The organism is Polaribacter sp. IC073, assembly GCF_007997075.1.
Taxonomy (GTDB): domain Bacteria; phylum Bacteroidota; class Bacteroidia; order Flavobacteriales; family Flavobacteriaceae; genus Polaribacter.
Genome location: NZ_VORS01000003.1, coordinates 235089 through 250393, shown reverse-complemented (window position 1 = coordinate 250393; position 15305 = coordinate 235089). Strand labels below are relative to the sequence as shown.

The 15305-nt window shown below is 32.1% G+C and carries 15 protein-coding genes; 9 read left to right on the top strand and 6 right to left on the bottom strand.

The annotated features are described in order from the left end of the window. Positions 1–20: 20 nt before the first annotated feature. The gene (locus ES045_RS06400; RefSeq protein ID WP_147114176.1) at positions 21–1451 is read right to left on the bottom strand and encodes a sodium:solute symporter; all 1431 of its coding nucleotides are present in this window, start codon (positions 1449–1451) and stop codon (positions 21–23) included. A 139-nt stretch (positions 1452–1590) separates the two neighbouring features. Between ES045_RS06400 and recR the strand changes: the two genes are divergently transcribed. Then, positions 1591–2208, top strand: coding sequence for a recombination mediator RecR (gene recR, locus ES045_RS06395; protein ID WP_147114171.1), 618 nt, complete (start codon positions 1591–1593; stop codon positions 2206–2208). 71 nt (positions 2209–2279) lie between these two features. On the opposite strand, the gene ES045_RS06390 is transcribed toward recR, so the two are convergent. The 4 genes from ES045_RS06390 to ES045_RS06375 all read right to left on the bottom strand — a co-directional run bounded on the left by ES045_RS06390 (position 2280) and on the right by ES045_RS06375 (position 5503). After that, positions 2280–2858, bottom strand: a complete 579-nt coding sequence (locus tag ES045_RS06390; RefSeq protein WP_147114167.1) for a CopD family protein — start codon at positions 2856–2858, stop codon at positions 2280–2282. Positions 2859–2997: 139 nt separating this feature from the next. Continuing rightward, positions 2998–4014: a ferrochelatase gene (gene hemH / locus ES045_RS06385; RefSeq protein ID WP_147114154.1), complete on the bottom strand. Its 1017-nt coding sequence runs from the start codon at positions 4012–4014 to the stop codon at positions 2998–3000. A 33-nt stretch (positions 4015–4047) separates the two neighbouring features. Next, positions 4048–4563 carry a TrmH family RNA methyltransferase gene (locus ES045_RS06380; protein ID WP_147114151.1) on the bottom strand — a complete coding sequence of 172 codons (516 nt, stop codon included), beginning with the start codon at positions 4561–4563 and terminating at the stop codon, positions 4048–4050. 55 nt (positions 4564–4618) lie between these two features. After that, the gene (locus tag ES045_RS06375; protein ID WP_147114148.1) at positions 4619–5503 is read right to left on the bottom strand and encodes a helix-turn-helix domain-containing protein; all 885 of its coding nucleotides are present in this window, start codon (positions 5501–5503) and stop codon (positions 4619–4621) included. A gap of 205 nt (positions 5504–5708) precedes the next feature. Here ES045_RS06375 and hemA point away from each other — a divergent pair, with 205 nt between their 5' ends. From hemA to hemF, 8 genes are all read left to right on the top strand, one after another. Then, positions 5709–6944 carry a glutamyl-tRNA reductase gene (gene hemA, locus ES045_RS06370; RefSeq protein ID WP_147114145.1) on the top strand — a complete coding sequence of 412 codons (1236 nt, stop codon included), beginning with the start codon at positions 5709–5711 and terminating at the stop codon, positions 6942–6944. 10 nt (positions 6945–6954) lie between these two features. Continuing rightward, entirely contained in the window at positions 6955–8544 is a 1590-nt protein-coding gene (gene hemC, locus ES045_RS06365) for a hydroxymethylbilane synthase (protein WP_147114142.1), read from the top strand. Between the two features lie 98 nt (positions 8545–8642). Then, positions 8643–9605 (top strand): porphobilinogen synthase, encoded by a 963-nt coding sequence (gene hemB, locus ES045_RS06360; RefSeq protein WP_147114515.1) that lies wholly within the window; start codon positions 8643–8645, stop codon positions 9603–9605. Positions 9606–9687: 82 nt separating this feature from the next. Next, positions 9688–10977 carry a glutamate-1-semialdehyde 2,1-aminomutase gene (hemL, locus tag ES045_RS06355; protein WP_147114139.1) on the top strand — a complete coding sequence of 430 codons (1290 nt, stop codon included), beginning with the start codon at positions 9688–9690 and terminating at the stop codon, positions 10975–10977. A gap of 3 nt (positions 10978–10980) precedes the next feature. After that, a complete protein-coding gene (locus ES045_RS06350; RefSeq protein ID WP_147114136.1) occupies positions 10981–11427 on the top strand; it encodes a protease complex subunit PrcB family protein in 447 nt (148 codons plus the stop codon). A 5-nt stretch (positions 11428–11432) separates the two neighbouring features. Continuing rightward, positions 11433–12461, top strand: a complete 1029-nt coding sequence (gene hemE / locus ES045_RS06345) for a uroporphyrinogen decarboxylase (RefSeq protein WP_147114133.1) — start codon at positions 11433–11435, stop codon at positions 12459–12461. A 1-nt stretch (position 12462) separates the two neighbouring features. Beyond that, on the top strand, positions 12463–12951 hold the full coding sequence (locus tag ES045_RS06340) for a DUF6973 domain-containing protein (protein ID WP_147114130.1): 489 nt from the start codon (positions 12463–12465) through the stop codon (positions 12949–12951). A gap of 38 nt (positions 12952–12989) precedes the next feature. Beyond that, entirely contained in the window at positions 12990–13892 is a 903-nt protein-coding gene (hemF, locus tag ES045_RS06335; protein WP_147114127.1) for an oxygen-dependent coproporphyrinogen oxidase, read from the top strand. Between the two features lie 66 nt (positions 13893–13958). Here the strand turns inward: hemF and ES045_RS06330 are convergent, their stop codons facing one another. Next, the gene (locus ES045_RS06330) at positions 13959–15296 is read right to left on the bottom strand and encodes a hypothetical protein (RefSeq protein WP_147114124.1); all 1338 of its coding nucleotides are present in this window, start codon (positions 15294–15296) and stop codon (positions 13959–13961) included. Between the last annotated feature and the right edge of the window lie 9 nt (positions 15297–15305).

The window sequence follows — 15305 nt, the reverse complement described above, 5'->3', positions numbered from 1 at the left end:
TAAAGTTTAAAAGAAGCATATTATTTCTTAAATAGATACAAACCAAAAAAGGTGATACAGCCGTTTAATATTAGTAGTGAAAACCCGAAATCGAAACCAGCATGTTCTAAAGCTAAATAATTTACAAAATACGTAAGAAACGGAGAAGCTAAACAAATAAAAGGCACCATTTTGTCTTTTACGTTTATCTTGGTAAATAAGCCAAAAGCATACAAACCTAATAGAGGGCCGTAGGTATAATTAGCAAACGTAAATATTTTTGCAATAACACTTTCATCCGCAATAAAATATTTAAAAACAAGAATAGTTGCTATTAATATAAATGAGAAAAGGATATGGATTCTCTTCCTTATTTTCTCTTGCACTTTTTTGTCTTTCTTTTTATCAATCTCTAAAATATCGATACTAAAAGAAGTGGTTAAAGAAGTTAAAGCAGAATCTGCACTTGAATATGCAGCTGCTATTAAACCAAGTAAAAAGAAAATAGCAGTAGCCAAACCTAAAGTTCCTTTGGTTGCAATTATTGGAAAAAGTTCGTCTTTATGTGCGTCTATTCCGTTTTTCTGAGCATAATCTGTTAATAAAACGCCTAAAGCTAAAAAGAAAAAATTAACGATTACGAGCACAATTGTAAACCAAAACATATTTTTTTGCGCATCTTTTAAGTTTCTACACGTCAGGTTTTTTTGCATCATGTCTTGGTCTAAACCTGTCATAACAATAGCAACAAAAGCACCTGCAAGAAAACGTTTCCAGAAATAATTACCAGCATTTACATCGTCAAAAAAGAATGTTTTAGACAATTCGCTGTCTACAACGTAAGAAAAGATATTGCTAATTTCTAGTTCATCGGAAATTGTATAAATACAAACGCCAACAGCAATCAACATAAATAAGGTTTGTAATGTATCTGTCCAAACAATGGTTTTAATTCCTCCTTTAAAAGTGTATAGCCAAATTAATAAAATAGTGATAGAAACGGTTACCCAAAACGGAACGCCATAGCTATCAAATAATAATAACTGCAACACATTTGCCACTAAAAAGAGTCTAAAAGCAGCACCAATTGTTCTCGAAAGTAAAAAGAAACTTGCACCAGTTTTATAAGAATAGGAGCCAAATCGATCTTCTAAATAAGTATAGATAGATGTTAAGTTTAATCGATAATAGAGCGGAAGTAAGACCAAACCAATCACGGCATACCCAACAACATACCCTAAAACCATTTGAAAATAACTCATATTTTGCCCTTCTACCCAACCAGGAACAGAAATAAAAGTAACACCAGAAAGAGATGCGCCAATCATACCAAAAGCAACCAAATACCAGGGTGAAGAATTGTCTGCTTTAAAAAAAGTTTTATTGTCTGCAGATTTTCCTGTGATGTAAGAAATTAACATGAGAACAGAAAAATAAGCAATAATTAAGATAATAATATGAAGAGGTTGCATTCTTTAGGTTTATGATTTTTTGATGCACGAATATAGGATTTTTGCAGAATAGAAATGCGGGAAAAGAAAAGAGAAATGCAAATAAGTCTTTTTTATAATTTCTATGTTCTTTTCTCTATAATAACTTAAATTTGCAGTTATGGATTTTTCATCGAAATTATTAGAAAATGCTGTGAATGAAGTTTCACGTTTGCCAGGAATTGGTAAACGAACTGCGTTGCGTTTGGTATTGCATTTATTGAAGCAGCCAACAGATCATACAAAGTATTTGTCTGAAGCTTTGTTGCATTTAAGAAACGACGTTAAGACCTGTGAAAAATGCCATAATATTTCAGATACGCTATTGTGTGATATTTGTCAGAATCCTAGAAGAAACGCAGATATTGTTTGTGTTGTAGAAGATATTAGAGACGTAATGGCAATTGAAAGCACTTCTCAATACCAAGGATTGTACCATGTTTTAGGTGGTAAAATTTCTCCTATTGAAGGAATTGGGCCTCAAAATTTACAAATAGAATCTTTAGTCAATAAAGTTGGAAACGGAGAAATTAAAGAATTAATTTTTGCGTTAAGTTCTACCATGGAAGGTGATACCACTAATTTCTATATTTTTAAACAAATAGAGAAATTTGAAATTACTACGTCTACAATTGCACGTGGAATTTCTGTGGGTGATGAATTAGAGTATGCAGATGAAGTGACTCTTGGTAGGTCTATTGTGAATAGAATTCCGTTTGAGCAGAGTATAAGAAGTTAAATTTTAGTTTGTAGTAGCCGTTTTTAGTAAGAGTTACTCACTGTAAACCGCCACTGTAAACTGTAAACTGTTTACTCTTTTTCTTCTAGATCCTCTTTTTCGGCTTTTTCCCAAGACTTCTTCTCACGAATCTTTTTGTAAAGTTTAATTCCAAGCATCATTAAAACACCAAAAAGGATAATTCCTACAACGCCCCAAATCCAATTAATAGCACTCTTTACGGTTACTAAAAAGACAACTGCAAATAGAATAATTGTTGAAATTTCGTTGAAAATTCGCAATCTGAAAGCAGAGTATTTAATAATATCTTTTTGAAGTTTGCTGTAAATATTCTGACAAAAGCCATGATAAAAATACAAGGCCAAAACAAAGGCAAGTTTTACCAACATCCAAGGTTCTTGTAAATAATACGGATTTTGATAGAGCATCCAAAAAGCAAAGACACTTGCTAAAATTGCTGAAGGCCAGGTAATAATGTACCACAAACGTTTGGTCATTAATTTGTATTGCGTTTGTAAAATAGACTTTGCTGGTTCTAATTTTGTTTCTGCTTCGGTTTGATAAATAAACAATCTAGGAATGTAAAATAAACCAGCAAACCAAGTTACTACAAAGATAATGTGTAAAGATTTTACGTATAAGAAATCCATATATAATTATGTATTAAATTTTATAATCTTGTAATTTGTTAGCAAACTGGTTTAGCCCTGATTGCAATGGCATCCTTTTTTATTTTTCTTAAAAAAGATATAATGGAAAGCAGGAAATAGCTTCTTCTTATTATTATTATTATTTATTTTTCCAATCATTAATCCAAGAAACCATGACAGCTACCCAGTCGTCATTGTCGTTCATACAGGGTATGTGTTTGTAGTCTGTACCACCAAACTTTAAAAATTCTTCTTTACCTTCCATGGCAATTTCTTCTAAAGTTTCTAAGCAATCTGCAACAAAAGCAGGTGTAATAACTGCTAGCTTTTTCTTTCCTAATCTTGGGAATTTTTCTAACTCAAAATCTGTGTAAGGTTTTAGCCATGGATCTTTTAACAGACGAGATTGAAATGAATTACTGTGATTTGTTTCATCGAAACCTAAATTTTTAGCAATTGCTTTTGTGGTTTCAAAACATTGATGTCTATAGCATGTATAATGAGCAACAGAATTTCGCTCGCAGCAAGAACCGTCTAGTTTACAATGACTCTTTGTTGGATCCGATTTTTTGATGTGACGTTCTGGAATTCCGTGATAAGAAAATAAGACATGATCGTAATCAAAGCCTTTTAAATGATGTGCAATATTATCGCTCATCGCTTTGATATAATCTGGTTTGTTGTAGAAAGGAGGTAAAGTTGTTAGTTTTACTTCAGGATATTTTTCTGCCAAAATTTCTTCAGCCAAAACAACAACAGTCTCAAACGAAGACATTGCATAATGAGGATATAATGGGACTAACATTATTTCTGTAACACCTTTGTCTATAAGGTTTTTAATTCCCTTTTCCATAGACATAGAACCATAGCGCATTGCTAATTCTACAGGAATATCAACTTTTTTCGACACCTTTTTTGCAAACCTTTCTGAGATTACAACTAAAGGAGAACCTTCTTTCCACCAGATTTTCTTGTAAGCAGCACCCGATTTTTTAGGTCTTACATTTAGTATAATTCCTTTAATTAAAATCCAACGTTTCCAAAACGGAATGTCGATGACACGCTCGTCCATTAAGAACTCACCTAAATATTTTTTTACGTCTTTTGTGTCTGTAGAATCTGGCGACCCTAAATTGTTTAGTAATATTCCTTTCATTTACTTTAATTTTAAAAATTTTAAGTTTTTTATTTATATTTTTTGGCTACTGCCTAACTGATTGGTAACTTCATACAATGTAATTGCCAAACTATGAATTACATTCATGCTAGAGTTTCGGCCATACATTGGTATTGCAATAGTTTCGTCAACCAAAGCTGTGTTTTTAATTCCGTTTCTTTCGCTACCCAAAAGTAATACGATTTTCTCATGATTTTTGAAATTAAAATCCTGAATATTTATGCTTTTATCAGTAATTTCTATACCGATTATTGTGTTTCCTGCTGCTTTTAATTGATTTATGAGTGCATCAAAATTGCTATAAGTGGCATGTTCAATCTGATTTACGGTATTTCTGGCCGTTTTTTTAACAATCCTATTTTCTACGGAAGGAGAAATCTCATGGAAATAAATTTTGTCAACGCCAAAACTTTCTGAAATACGAAAACACATTCCTATATTTTCTGGAGTTCTAATGGCGTCACAAACAATTGTTATTGGAAACTGTTTTTGATCGTTTTCTATGTCGTAATGTGTTAGTTGTTCCAAGTTAATTTAGTTTGAAAATTTAAAAGTTTAATTTATTATGTTTTCTATAATTTGCTTACTTGTTCAAACTCATTACATATTTTTTAGGCGTTGTGCCAAATTTCTTTTTAAAAGCTGCAATAAAATGACTTGCAGTACTATAACCAACTTGTAAGCCAACTTCGTTTACGTTATATTGATTGCTTTCTAACAATTTACGAGCGTGCTCCATTTTATAATCAAACAAAAAACTATACACCGTATCGCCATAAATTTGTTTAAAACCTTCTTTTAATTTCTTTAAATTTAAACCTATTTCTGTTGCCAATTCTTGCAAACTTGGTGGTTCTGACATTCTAGAAATAATAATTTCTTTCGCTTTTCTAATTTTTAGTACATTTTGTTCATCAACCAAAAAAGGACAATATTCTGCACCTAAATTTTCGTCTTTATGAAAATGAAGACTTAGTAATTCGTAAATTTTACCTTTCACATACAATTCTCTAATAGAGCTATTAATATTAGAGTTGATGACTTGTTGTAAAACGATTGCAACTGTTGGCTTTATTTCTGTATCATCATAAAATTTTCGATTACTATTTTCATCACTTAAAAAAGGAATATACCCAGATTCTTTAGAGAATAGAGAGTGAAATTTTTCAATAGAAATTAATAAAGAAACCAAGGTTGTTTTTGGTTGAATAGCTAAATTTATGGGTAATGTTCTTTGTGGGTTGTACAATAAGATAGATCTATTGTCTAAAACGTCAAAAGAATAATCGCCAGTATTAAACAAAAATTTAGAATTACCGCGCAAACAGAAGTGCATTTGAATAAATGTGCTATCAATTTCTCTTTCAAAATTAACCACTTTTTTGCTTTCGTTCTGAAAATGAAGCACATAAAAACCTTTTTCTAAAGTGATTTCTTCAAAAGAACTTTCTCCGACATTTTTAAACATACTTTTCTTAATTTATGAAGATCTTTTATTTAGAATCATTCTATATAAAAATAATACAAAACCTTATTTACGTTACAAAAATAAGGGTTTTTAGAAGTTTTATCAAAAAAAAATAGGTAAAAAACATACAACGTTATTAATAGTCCCTTGAGCGACATTTTTATCTTAGTGAAGTTTTTACTTTTGCAACATCTTTTAAAGATTTATGAAAGAACTAGGCCAAGAGCACTTTTACAATATTGGGGTAAGTTATAAAAAAGCAGACGCAGAAATGCGCGGTAAATTTTCTGTATCTAAAGAAAATCAAATCGCTCTTTTAAATGCTGCTAAAGAAAGGGGAGTTACTTCCATTTTTATAATTTCTACATGCAACAGAACAGAAATTTTTGGTTTTGCAAATAGACCTTGTTTATTAATAGAATTACTGTGTGACTTCTCTGAAGGTACAGTAAAAGAATTCAATGCTATTTGTAACATAAATAAAGACCAAGAAGCAATTAGTCATTTGTTTAGAATTGGCACGGGTTTAGAAAGTCAGATTTTAGGAGATTATGAAATTGTGGGTCAATTAAGACAGTCTTTTAAATTAGCAAAAGAATTAAGAACTACAAATTCTTACGTAGAACGTTTGGTAAACTGTGTTTTACAAGCTAGTAAACGTGTTAAGAATGATACTAGATTAAGTTCGGGAACAACTTCTGTTTCTTATGCAGCTGTGCAATATATCATCAAAAATTTACCAGATTACAATTCTAAAAACATTCTTGTTTTTGGTTTGGGTAAAATGGGAAAACATACTTGTAAGAATTTAGCAGAATATACCCAGAACAAACAAGTTTGTTTAATTAATAGAACCGAAGAAAAGGCTATAGCGTTTGTAAAAGAACACAGCTCTATTCGTAAATCTGTCATAGAGAACTTAACAGAAGAGGTTGCTAAAGCAGATGTTTTAATTGTTTCTACAGGTGCCAATAAGCCAACAATTACAATAGAACATATTTCTAATACAAAAGAAATTTTAATTTTAGATTTGTCGATGCCAGAAAATGTGGCAAAAGAAGTAGACCAGTTTAAAGGAATCTCTTTGGTAAATGTAGATGAGCTTTCTAAAATTACAGATGAAACGTTGGCTGTTCGTCAGAAAGAAATTCCGTTTGCAAAACAAATTATAGAAACCCATAAAGAAGAATTTAATAGTTGGTTAAATCACAGAAGATTTACACCTGCAATTGCTGCTCTAAAGCAATCTTTAGAAATTATTAAAAAAGATGAAATTAATTTTCAGAAAAAGAAAATTAGTAACTTCGATGAAAATCAAGCAGAAATCTTAACTTCACGTTTTATTCAAAAAATTACCACACAGTTTGTTAAACATTTAAAAGATGAAGATACCTCTGTTTCAGAAAGTATAGAAGTCATTCAGAAAGTGTTTCAATCATAATTAAAACTCCATGCAAAAAATAATAAGAATAGGTACTCGCGATAGCCAATTGGCGCTTTGGCAAGCTAATAAAGTACGCAAAGAATTAGCAGAATTAGGTTACGAATCTGTGATCGTTCCTATAAAATCTTTAGGAGATATCGTTTTAGATAAACCGTTATACGAATTAGGGGTTGTAGGCGTTTTTACAAAAAACTTAGACCTAGCAATGTTAAACGGCGATATTGATATTGCTGTACATTCTATGAAAGATGTACCAACAGCGTTGCCAGAAGGTATTGTGCAAGCGGCTGTTTTAAAACGTGCAGATTATATCGATTTATTGGTTTTAAAAGATACAGAAGAATTTTTTGGACAACCAAACGGAATTATTGCAACGGGAAGTTTACGAAGAAAAGCACAATGGTTAAACCGTTACCCAACGCATAAAGTAGAGGGTTTAAGAGGAAATGTAATTACACGTTTAGAAAAACTAGATAATAGTGAAACTTGGAATGGAGCTTTATTTGCAGCTGCGGGTTTAGAAAGATTAGAATTAAGAGACGCAGAGGCTATTCCTTTAACTTGGATGATTCCTGCGCCAGCACAAGGTGCAATTATGGTGGCGGCTTTAGAAAAAGACGACTATGTATTAGATGCTTGTGAACAATTAAATCACCACGAAACGAAAGTTTGTGTTGGTGTAGAACGTGAGTTTTTAAGATTGTTAGAAGGAGGTTGTACAGCGCCAATTGGTGCTTTGGCTTATATTGATGCAAGAACAGAAGAAGTAAACTTCAAAGGAGTTTTATTGAAAAAAGACGGTTCTAAAAAAATTACAGTAGAAAAAACTGCAAAATTAGGAAGCCATAAATTTTTGGCTAAAGATTGTGCAGATTATGTAATAAATAGAGGCGGAAAAGAATTGATGCAAGAAGATGAAGAAAGCGATGCTAAAATTGCTTCTATATATTCTACAAAGAAACTTTCTGAACTTCAAAAAGATACCTTATCATCTGCGATAGGTATTAAAGATAGCGATTTTATTAAAATGCGTTTCAATAGAATTCCAGCAAAAGTGATGAAGAATCAGCATGAAAATGTGGTGATTACAAGTCAGAACGGGGTAGAAGCAATTTTAAACTCTTTTACAAAAGAAGAAATTAATTTTAAAAACATCTTTTGTGTTGGTAGAAGAACTAAAAAACTGATTGAAAATAGAATCGGTAAAGTTACACATGTAGCCAAAAATGCTTTAAAATTAGCAGAATACATTTCAAAAGAAACAGAAATTAAAGAAGTTTCTTATTTCTGTAGTGATGTAAGGCTAGATGTTTTTCCAACGTATTTACAAGCACATGACATTGTTGTAAATGAAATTGAAGCGTATAAAACAATGTTAAATCCTGTAAAAATTGATGCAGACGTTACGGGTGTTTTATTTTATAGTCCTTCAGGAATTGAAAGCTATTTAGAAGAAAATGGAACAGATAAAGTTGCTTTTTGTATCGGAGAAACTACGGCTGTAGAAGCAAGAAAGCATTTCGATAAAGTTGAAGTTGCAAACATGCCAGATGTAGAAAGCGTTTTAGAGTTAGTGAACACCTATTATTCAAAATAAAAAAAAAACCGTCATTGCGAGATAAAATGACGAAGCAATCTCAGGATTAAGAAGCAGGTTACTTCTCTAGGCTCGTAATGAAACAAGAAATAAATTTTATGTTTCGTACAAGAAGATTAAGAAAATCGGAAGGAATTAGAAGATTAGTTAGAGAGACAAAACTTTCTGTAGATGATTTTGTATATCCGCTTTTTATTGAAGAAGGAGAAAATATAGAAACAGAAATTGTTTCGATGCCAGGAATCAAACGTTTCTCTTTAGATCGAATTTCTAAAGAATTAGATGAAGTTGTTTCCTTAAAAATTCCTGCAGTTTTATTATTCGGAATTCCTTCTCACAAAGATGATGAAGGAACAGAGACTTGGAATGATAACGGAATTATGCAACAAGCAATTCGTTTTATTAAGAAAAATTATCCAAGTTTATACGTAATTACAGACGTTTGTTTTTGCGAATATACGTCTCATGGTCATTGCGGAGTTATTCATGACAATGACGTTGATAATGATGCTACTTTGGTAAATCTTGCAAAACAAGTTGTTTCTCATGCAAAAGCAGGAGTAGATATGGTTGCTCCTTCTGGTATGATGGACGGAACAATAGCTATGGTGCGTCAATCTTTAGACAACAACGGATTTGTTAACTTGCCAATTATGGCATATGCTGTAAAATACGCATCTGCTTTTTATGGTCCTTTTAGAGATGCAGCAGATTCTGCGCCCACTTTTGGAGACCGAAGAACGTACCAAATGGATCCATCAAATAGAGATGAAGGAATGCGCGAAGCTACTTTTGATGATCAAGAAGGAGCCGATATTTTAATGGTAAAACCAGCATTGTCTTATTTAGATATTATTAGAGATTTAAAAAACAATTTCGATCGTCCGATTGCATGTTACAATGTAAGTGGAGAATATGCAATGGTAAAAGCTGCGGCAGAAAAAGGTTGGATTGATGGCGAAAAAGTAATGATGGAAAGTTTACTGTCTATGAAAAGAGCAGGAGCAGACATTATTATTACCTATTTTGCTAAGGAAGCGGCGAAAGTGTTGTTGAAGTAATAACGTCATTACAACGAAGTAATCTCTTAATTAATAAACAGATTGCTTCACTAAATTCGCAATGACAAAAAGTATATAAAAAATGAAATTCAAAAAATCAAATAAATTATATAAAAAAGGATTGGTACATCTTGTTGGAGCAGTAAATTCTCCAGTAAGAGCATTTACATCAGTTGGTGGAAACCCGTTGTTTATCAAAAAAGCAAAAGGAACCAAAATTACAGATGTTGATGGTAATGAGTTTATCGATTTGGTACTTTCTTACGGACCAATGATTTTAGGTCACCGTCATAAAAAAGTACAAAAAGGAGTTGAAAAGGCATTGAAAAATGGCTATTCTTTTGGAGCTTCCACAGAAAATGAAATAAAATTAGCGAAGATTGTTTGTGATGCTTTTCCAGGAATGGATAAAGTCCGTTTTGTAAACTCGGGTACAGAAGCTGTTATAAGTGGCGTTCGTTTGGCAAGAGCTTATACAGGAAAGGATAAAATTATTAAATTTTCTGGTTGTTACCATGGGCATCAAGATTCACTATTAGTTGCAGCTGGTTCTGGTTTGGCAACATTGAGTATGCCTGGTTCTAAAGGAGTTCCGGAAGGAGCAGTAAAAAACACGCTAATATCTAATTACAATGATTTAGAAAGTGTAAAAAAACACTTCGAAGAACATGATGATATTGCGGCAGTAATTATAGAGCCTATTTGTGGTAATATGGGTGTTGTAATTCCACAAGGTAATTTCTTAAAAGAATTAAAAGCCTATTTAGAAACAAAGGGAGCGTTATTAATTGCAGATGAAGTAATGACAGGTTTCCGTTCTAAATTTGGAGGCGCACAAGAATTACTAGGTGTAGAAGCAGATATTACGTGTTTAGGTAAGGTTATTGGAGGTGGTTTTCCGGTAGGAGCTTACGGAGCAAGAAATGAAATTATGCAAGAAGTTGCACCTTTGGGCGGCATGTATCAAGCAGGAACGTTAAGTGGAAATCCGATTGCCATGGCAGGAGGAATTGCTACTTTAACGGAATTGAAAAAACAAAATCCGTATAAAAAGTTTGAAGAAACAGGAAGTATTTTAGAAGTGATTTTATTAGAAACTGCTAAAAAATACCATGTAGATTTAAGTGTAAATAGATTTGGTTCTATGTTAAATCCTTTCTTTACAAAAACAAATGTGACCAATTTTGAAGAAGCACAAACTTCTGATACAGCAAAGTTTGCGGTTTTCTTTTGGGAAATGATTAAAAACGGAGTTTTCTTACCTCCAAGTCAGTTTGAAGCATGGTTTTTATCGTCTGCTTTAACAGATAATGATATTAAAGTGATTGCAAATGCAGTTGACAAAGGGATGTTGGCTATTTCAAAAATGTAAATAATGAAACTATTTATTACAATTATTTTTAGTTTGTTGTTAGTAGGTTGCCCTAAAAATGAAAAAGATGGTTTCACTTCTCTTTCAAAAGGAAATTTATTTGGCGCTGGAGATGAGGGTTTTAAAAAAGAGAACATTGTTATTTCTTCTCAAGTTGAATGGAAGTCTTTTTTATTAAAATTAGACAGCACTAATAAAGCTTCAGAAACATTTGAAAATGCTATTGATTTTTCAAAAGAAATGATTGTGGTCGTTATTGATAAAGTTAGAAATACAGGTGGGTTTTCAATTGAAATTATTGAAGCTATAAAAGAAGGAGACACTTTTTTAATTAAAATAAAATCTACTTCACCAAAACCAATGGATATGGTTACGATGGCAATTATACAGCCTTATCATATTGTAAAAATTAACAAGACAAAGAAGGAAGTAAAATTTATAGAGCTATAGAAATCATGATTAAAAACGATTTATTTTTAAGAGCATTAAAAGGAGAAACGGTAGACAGACCACCGGTTTGGATGATGCGTCAGGCAGGAAGGTATTTACCAGAATTTCAGGTAATCAAAAAAAAATACGATTTTTTTACTCGTTGTCAAACTCCAGAATTAGCATCAGAAATTACAGTACAACCAATTCGTAGATACGGAATGGATGCTGCAATTTTATTTTCAGATATTTTGGTGATTCCTCAAGCAATGAATATCGAGGTACAAATGAAACCAGACTTCGGACCCTATTTACCAAATCCTATTCGTACTCAAAAAGATTTAGATCGTGTAATTGTACCAGATGTTCACGAATCTTTAGGATATGTAATGGAAGCGATTAAAGCAACCAAAGAAAAATTGAATGATGAAGTTCCTTTAATTGGTTTTGCGGGTTCACCCTGGACAATCCTTTGTTATTGTGTACAAGGACAAGGTTCTAAAAATTTCGATAAAGCAAAAGAATTATGTTTTACAAATCCTGTTTTGGCGCATAGTTTATTGCAAAAAATTACAGATACAACCATTGCGTATTTAAAAGCAAAAGTTGCAGCTGGTGTAGATGCTGTTCAAGTTTTTGATTCTTGGGGAGGCATGTTGTCTCCAGTAGATTATCAAGAATTTTCTTGGCAATATATGCAGCAAATAATAGACGCTTTAAAAGATGAAACTCCGGTGATTGCTTTTGGAAAAGGGTGTTGGTTTGCGCTTAATGACATGGCAAAATCTGGCGCTTCAGCTTTAGGTGTAGACTGGACGTGTTCTCCTAGAAATGCACGTTATTTATCTGGAGGGAATATTACATTACAAGGTAATTTCGATCCAACAAGATTGTTTTCTCCTCCAGCAGAAATTAAGAAAATGGTTACTCAAATGATTCATGAATTTGGTAAAGACAAATACATTGTAAATTTAGGGCATGGTATTTTACCAAACATTCCTTTAGAAAATGCAAAAGCATTTATAGACGCCGTAAAAGAGTATAAAGCGAACTAAGATGCATTTTTGGAACATTATTAAAGGGCTCGAATTTAGACAGGTAACTAGTTTATTTGTTTGGTTTGTAAAGCATCCTTTATTTATGTTCGCAACCATTAGAGCTACATTTTTAACAATGAAAATTGCTCAAAACGAATATCCCTATATACATGGCGAACATAATAAAGCAAACGCTTTTCGCCATGCTTTATGGAATCTGTTAATTGCAAATAACAGTATGAAATTTTCTTCAGAAATAGAAAAAGCTTTAAACTGGACAAAGAAAATTACAGATTGGCATGAAAAATTTTCTCCTAATAAAATAATGGCGAAAAAAATGGATTTACATAATAACGAATTTGGTAGAAAGAAATTCAAAGAATGGAAATCGAGACCAAGAGATGAATTTGTTTGTTTATTAAAAAGCGAGACTTTTAAGGCTATTTTAGTAAAAAAAGAATCAGATTTTAAAACAATTGAAAACCGATTAGTTTATTTAGAAAATTAGATTTTTCACTGTATTTCTGAGAATTTAATAATTTGATAATGAAAAATAAGTTTTACGCTTACATAGAAAATTTACAAGATATTATTACTACAAAGTTAGAAGAGGTAGATGGTCTTGCAAAGTTTGAAGAAGATCTTTGGGAAAGAGAAGAAGGTGGTGGTGGTAGAACACGAGTTATAGAAAACGGAAATGTTTTCGAAAAAGGAGGTGTAAATATTTCTGCGGTTCATGGTGAATTACCCGAAGTTTTAAGAAATCAGTTTAAAGTAAAAGAAGGCAATTTCTTTGCGTGCGGTTTAAGTTTAGTATTGCACCCAATAAACCCTTTTGTGCCAACGGTGCATGCAAATTGGCGTTACTTCGAAATGTATGATGAAGCAGGAAACATTGTAACACAATGGTTTGGTGGTGGTCAAGATTTAACACCTTATTATTTATTTGAAGAAGATGCAGCTCATTTTCACACGGTTTGTAAATCGGCATGCGACAAACATAGTGCAGACTTTTATCCGAAGTTTAAAAAAGTTTGTGATGAATATTTTTGGAATTCACATAGAAATGAAGCCCGTGGAATTGGAGGTTTATTTTTCGATTATCAAAAAGAAACAGAAGAGTTTTCGATAGCAGATAGGTTCAATTTTGTAACAGAAGTTGGTCATAGTTTCTTGGAGAGTTATGTTCCTATTGTAGAAAAGAGAAAAGCAATGGAATTTACAAGAGAACATAAAGATTGGCAAGAAGTAAGAAGAGGTCGTTATGTAGAATTTAATTTAGTACATGACAGAGGAACACTTTTCGGCTTAAGAACCAATGGCAGAATAGAAAGTATTCTAATGAGTTTGCCTCCAATTGTGCAATGGAAATACAATCATCAACCAGAAAAAAATTCTGAAGAGGCTAAATTATTACAAGTTTTAATGAAGCCTAAAGAATGGGTTTAATAGGATAAACTACAAAAAAAAGCTGGAATTTTTTCCAGCTTTTTTTTGTTCAATAAACTAGTATTATTAGAATGAAATTACAGCTTCAAGTACAACACCATCCATTTTTGCACCAGATAATATAGCAGGTGTCCATGCGTTCGGAGACCATGCTGTAGCGTCTGAGTTATATGATTGTGTTACGTATTCAGCTTTCATTAAAATATTTTTTGTCATAAACCAACCACCACCAAAATTTGTTCTAGTTATTTTTTGATCATTTGGTTTGGTTGCTCCAGAAGCATAATCTGCATTTCCTTGTACAGAGTTATATCTCCCTCCAACATAAAATTGACCTATTTTTCCAAATCTAAATAATAATTCAGTTCCTACTTGTGTAAAAGATCCTTTCTCATTTCCTGCTACTTTACTTCCTTTACTCGTTTCGTATATTCCAAAGAACTCTAAACCTTTGTATTGCAAGAATGGGTTTATTTGATATGAGGTATTGTTTTTAAATCCTGGATTAAATCTTCCAGAAAAATTTCCTCCAGAAACAAATTCTCCATTATTATTGTAACTAAAGACATCATAATACCTAGACCCTGCACGATCTCCACTATATAAATGATCTCCATTGTCATAACCACTTTCGCTAATAACAGAACCTGTTAATCTTACTCTTAATGCTTCATTTACTTGACGATCAATTCCTAATTTACCGTAAAAAGTAACTTTAAGGTCTTTTTCGCCAACAATAGTATTTGCGCCCCAAGGCGTTACTGTTTTGTCTACCGAAGGGTGAAATAAGCCATTAGAGATACCAGCAACAATTAAGTAATCTTTAGGCTGTATTGTAACTTCAATAAAAGGTTCTACCGTATAAGAATCCATAATGTAATTGCCTACAAAAGGATTGTAAATAGCCATTGCATTATCGGTTCTTCTAAAATGAGCATCGCCATAGTTTAATTCTTCTACACCAATTTTTAGTGTGGTAACAGCCATAATATTTTTTAAGAAGTCTTTCTTTATAAAATCTAGCTTATCCATTTGAATATAACCACCTTTAACCCAAGTTTCATTGTGGTTTCTAGAAGAAAGAAAAGTTCTTAAATGCATTCTAACCCCATCTGATAATTGCACATCAAAATTTAAGTTGGCTGTAGGTAAGTTCACATTACCTCCTATAGCAGTTAAATTATCCATATTATTAGAATGATCTACTGCTTGAAACTGAATGGCAAAATCACCACCAACTTTAATGGATAGTTTTTCAAATTCTACATCATTTGTTTTTTTTGTTTCAAAAACATTTAAACCGTCATAGCCTGCTTGTCTAAGATATTGCGTTTTTTGTGCGTTAATATGAACTCCAAAAAGGGTCATAAGTGCTACGAGTACTATTTTTTTTATTATTTTCATTGTTATTTT

Coding starts and splice junctions, on each gene's coding strand:
- ES045_RS06350 (WP_147114136.1), top strand. CDS start 10,981: ATGAAACTATTTATTACAATTATTTTTAGTTTGTTGTTAGTAGGTTGC.
- hemB (WP_147114515.1), top strand. CDS start 8,643: ATGTTTCGTACAAGAAGATTAAGAAAATCGGAAGGAATTAGAAGATTA.
- hemA (WP_147114145.1), top strand. CDS start 5,709: ATGAAAGAACTAGGCCAAGAGCACTTTTACAATATTGGGGTAAGTTAT.
- hemL (WP_147114139.1), top strand. CDS start 9,688: ATGAAATTCAAAAAATCAAATAAATTATATAAAAAAGGATTGGTACAT.
- ES045_RS06330 (WP_147114124.1), bottom strand. CDS start 15,296: ATGAAAATAATAAAAAAAATAGTACTCGTAGCACTTATGACCCTTTTT.
- hemE (WP_147114133.1), top strand. CDS start 11,433: ATGATTAAAAACGATTTATTTTTAAGAGCATTAAAAGGAGAAACGGTA.
- hemH (WP_147114154.1), bottom strand. CDS start 4,014: ATGAAAGGAATATTACTAAACAATTTAGGGTCGCCAGATTCTACAGAC.
- ES045_RS06340 (WP_147114130.1), top strand. CDS start 12,463: ATGCATTTTTGGAACATTATTAAAGGGCTCGAATTTAGACAGGTAACT.
- ES045_RS06375 (WP_147114148.1), bottom strand. CDS start 5,503: ATGTTTAAAAATGTCGGAGAAAGTTCTTTTGAAGAAATCACTTTAGAA.
- ES045_RS06390 (WP_147114167.1), bottom strand. CDS start 2,858: ATGGATTTCTTATACGTAAAATCTTTACACATTATCTTTGTAGTAACT.
- hemC (WP_147114142.1), top strand. CDS start 6,955: ATGCAAAAAATAATAAGAATAGGTACTCGCGATAGCCAATTGGCGCTT.
- hemF (WP_147114127.1), top strand. CDS start 12,990: ATGAAAAATAAGTTTTACGCTTACATAGAAAATTTACAAGATATTATT.
- recR (WP_147114171.1), top strand. CDS start 1,591: ATGGATTTTTCATCGAAATTATTAGAAAATGCTGTGAATGAAGTTTCA.
- ES045_RS06400 (WP_147114176.1), bottom strand. CDS start 1,451: ATGCAACCTCTTCATATTATTATCTTAATTATTGCTTATTTTTCTGTT.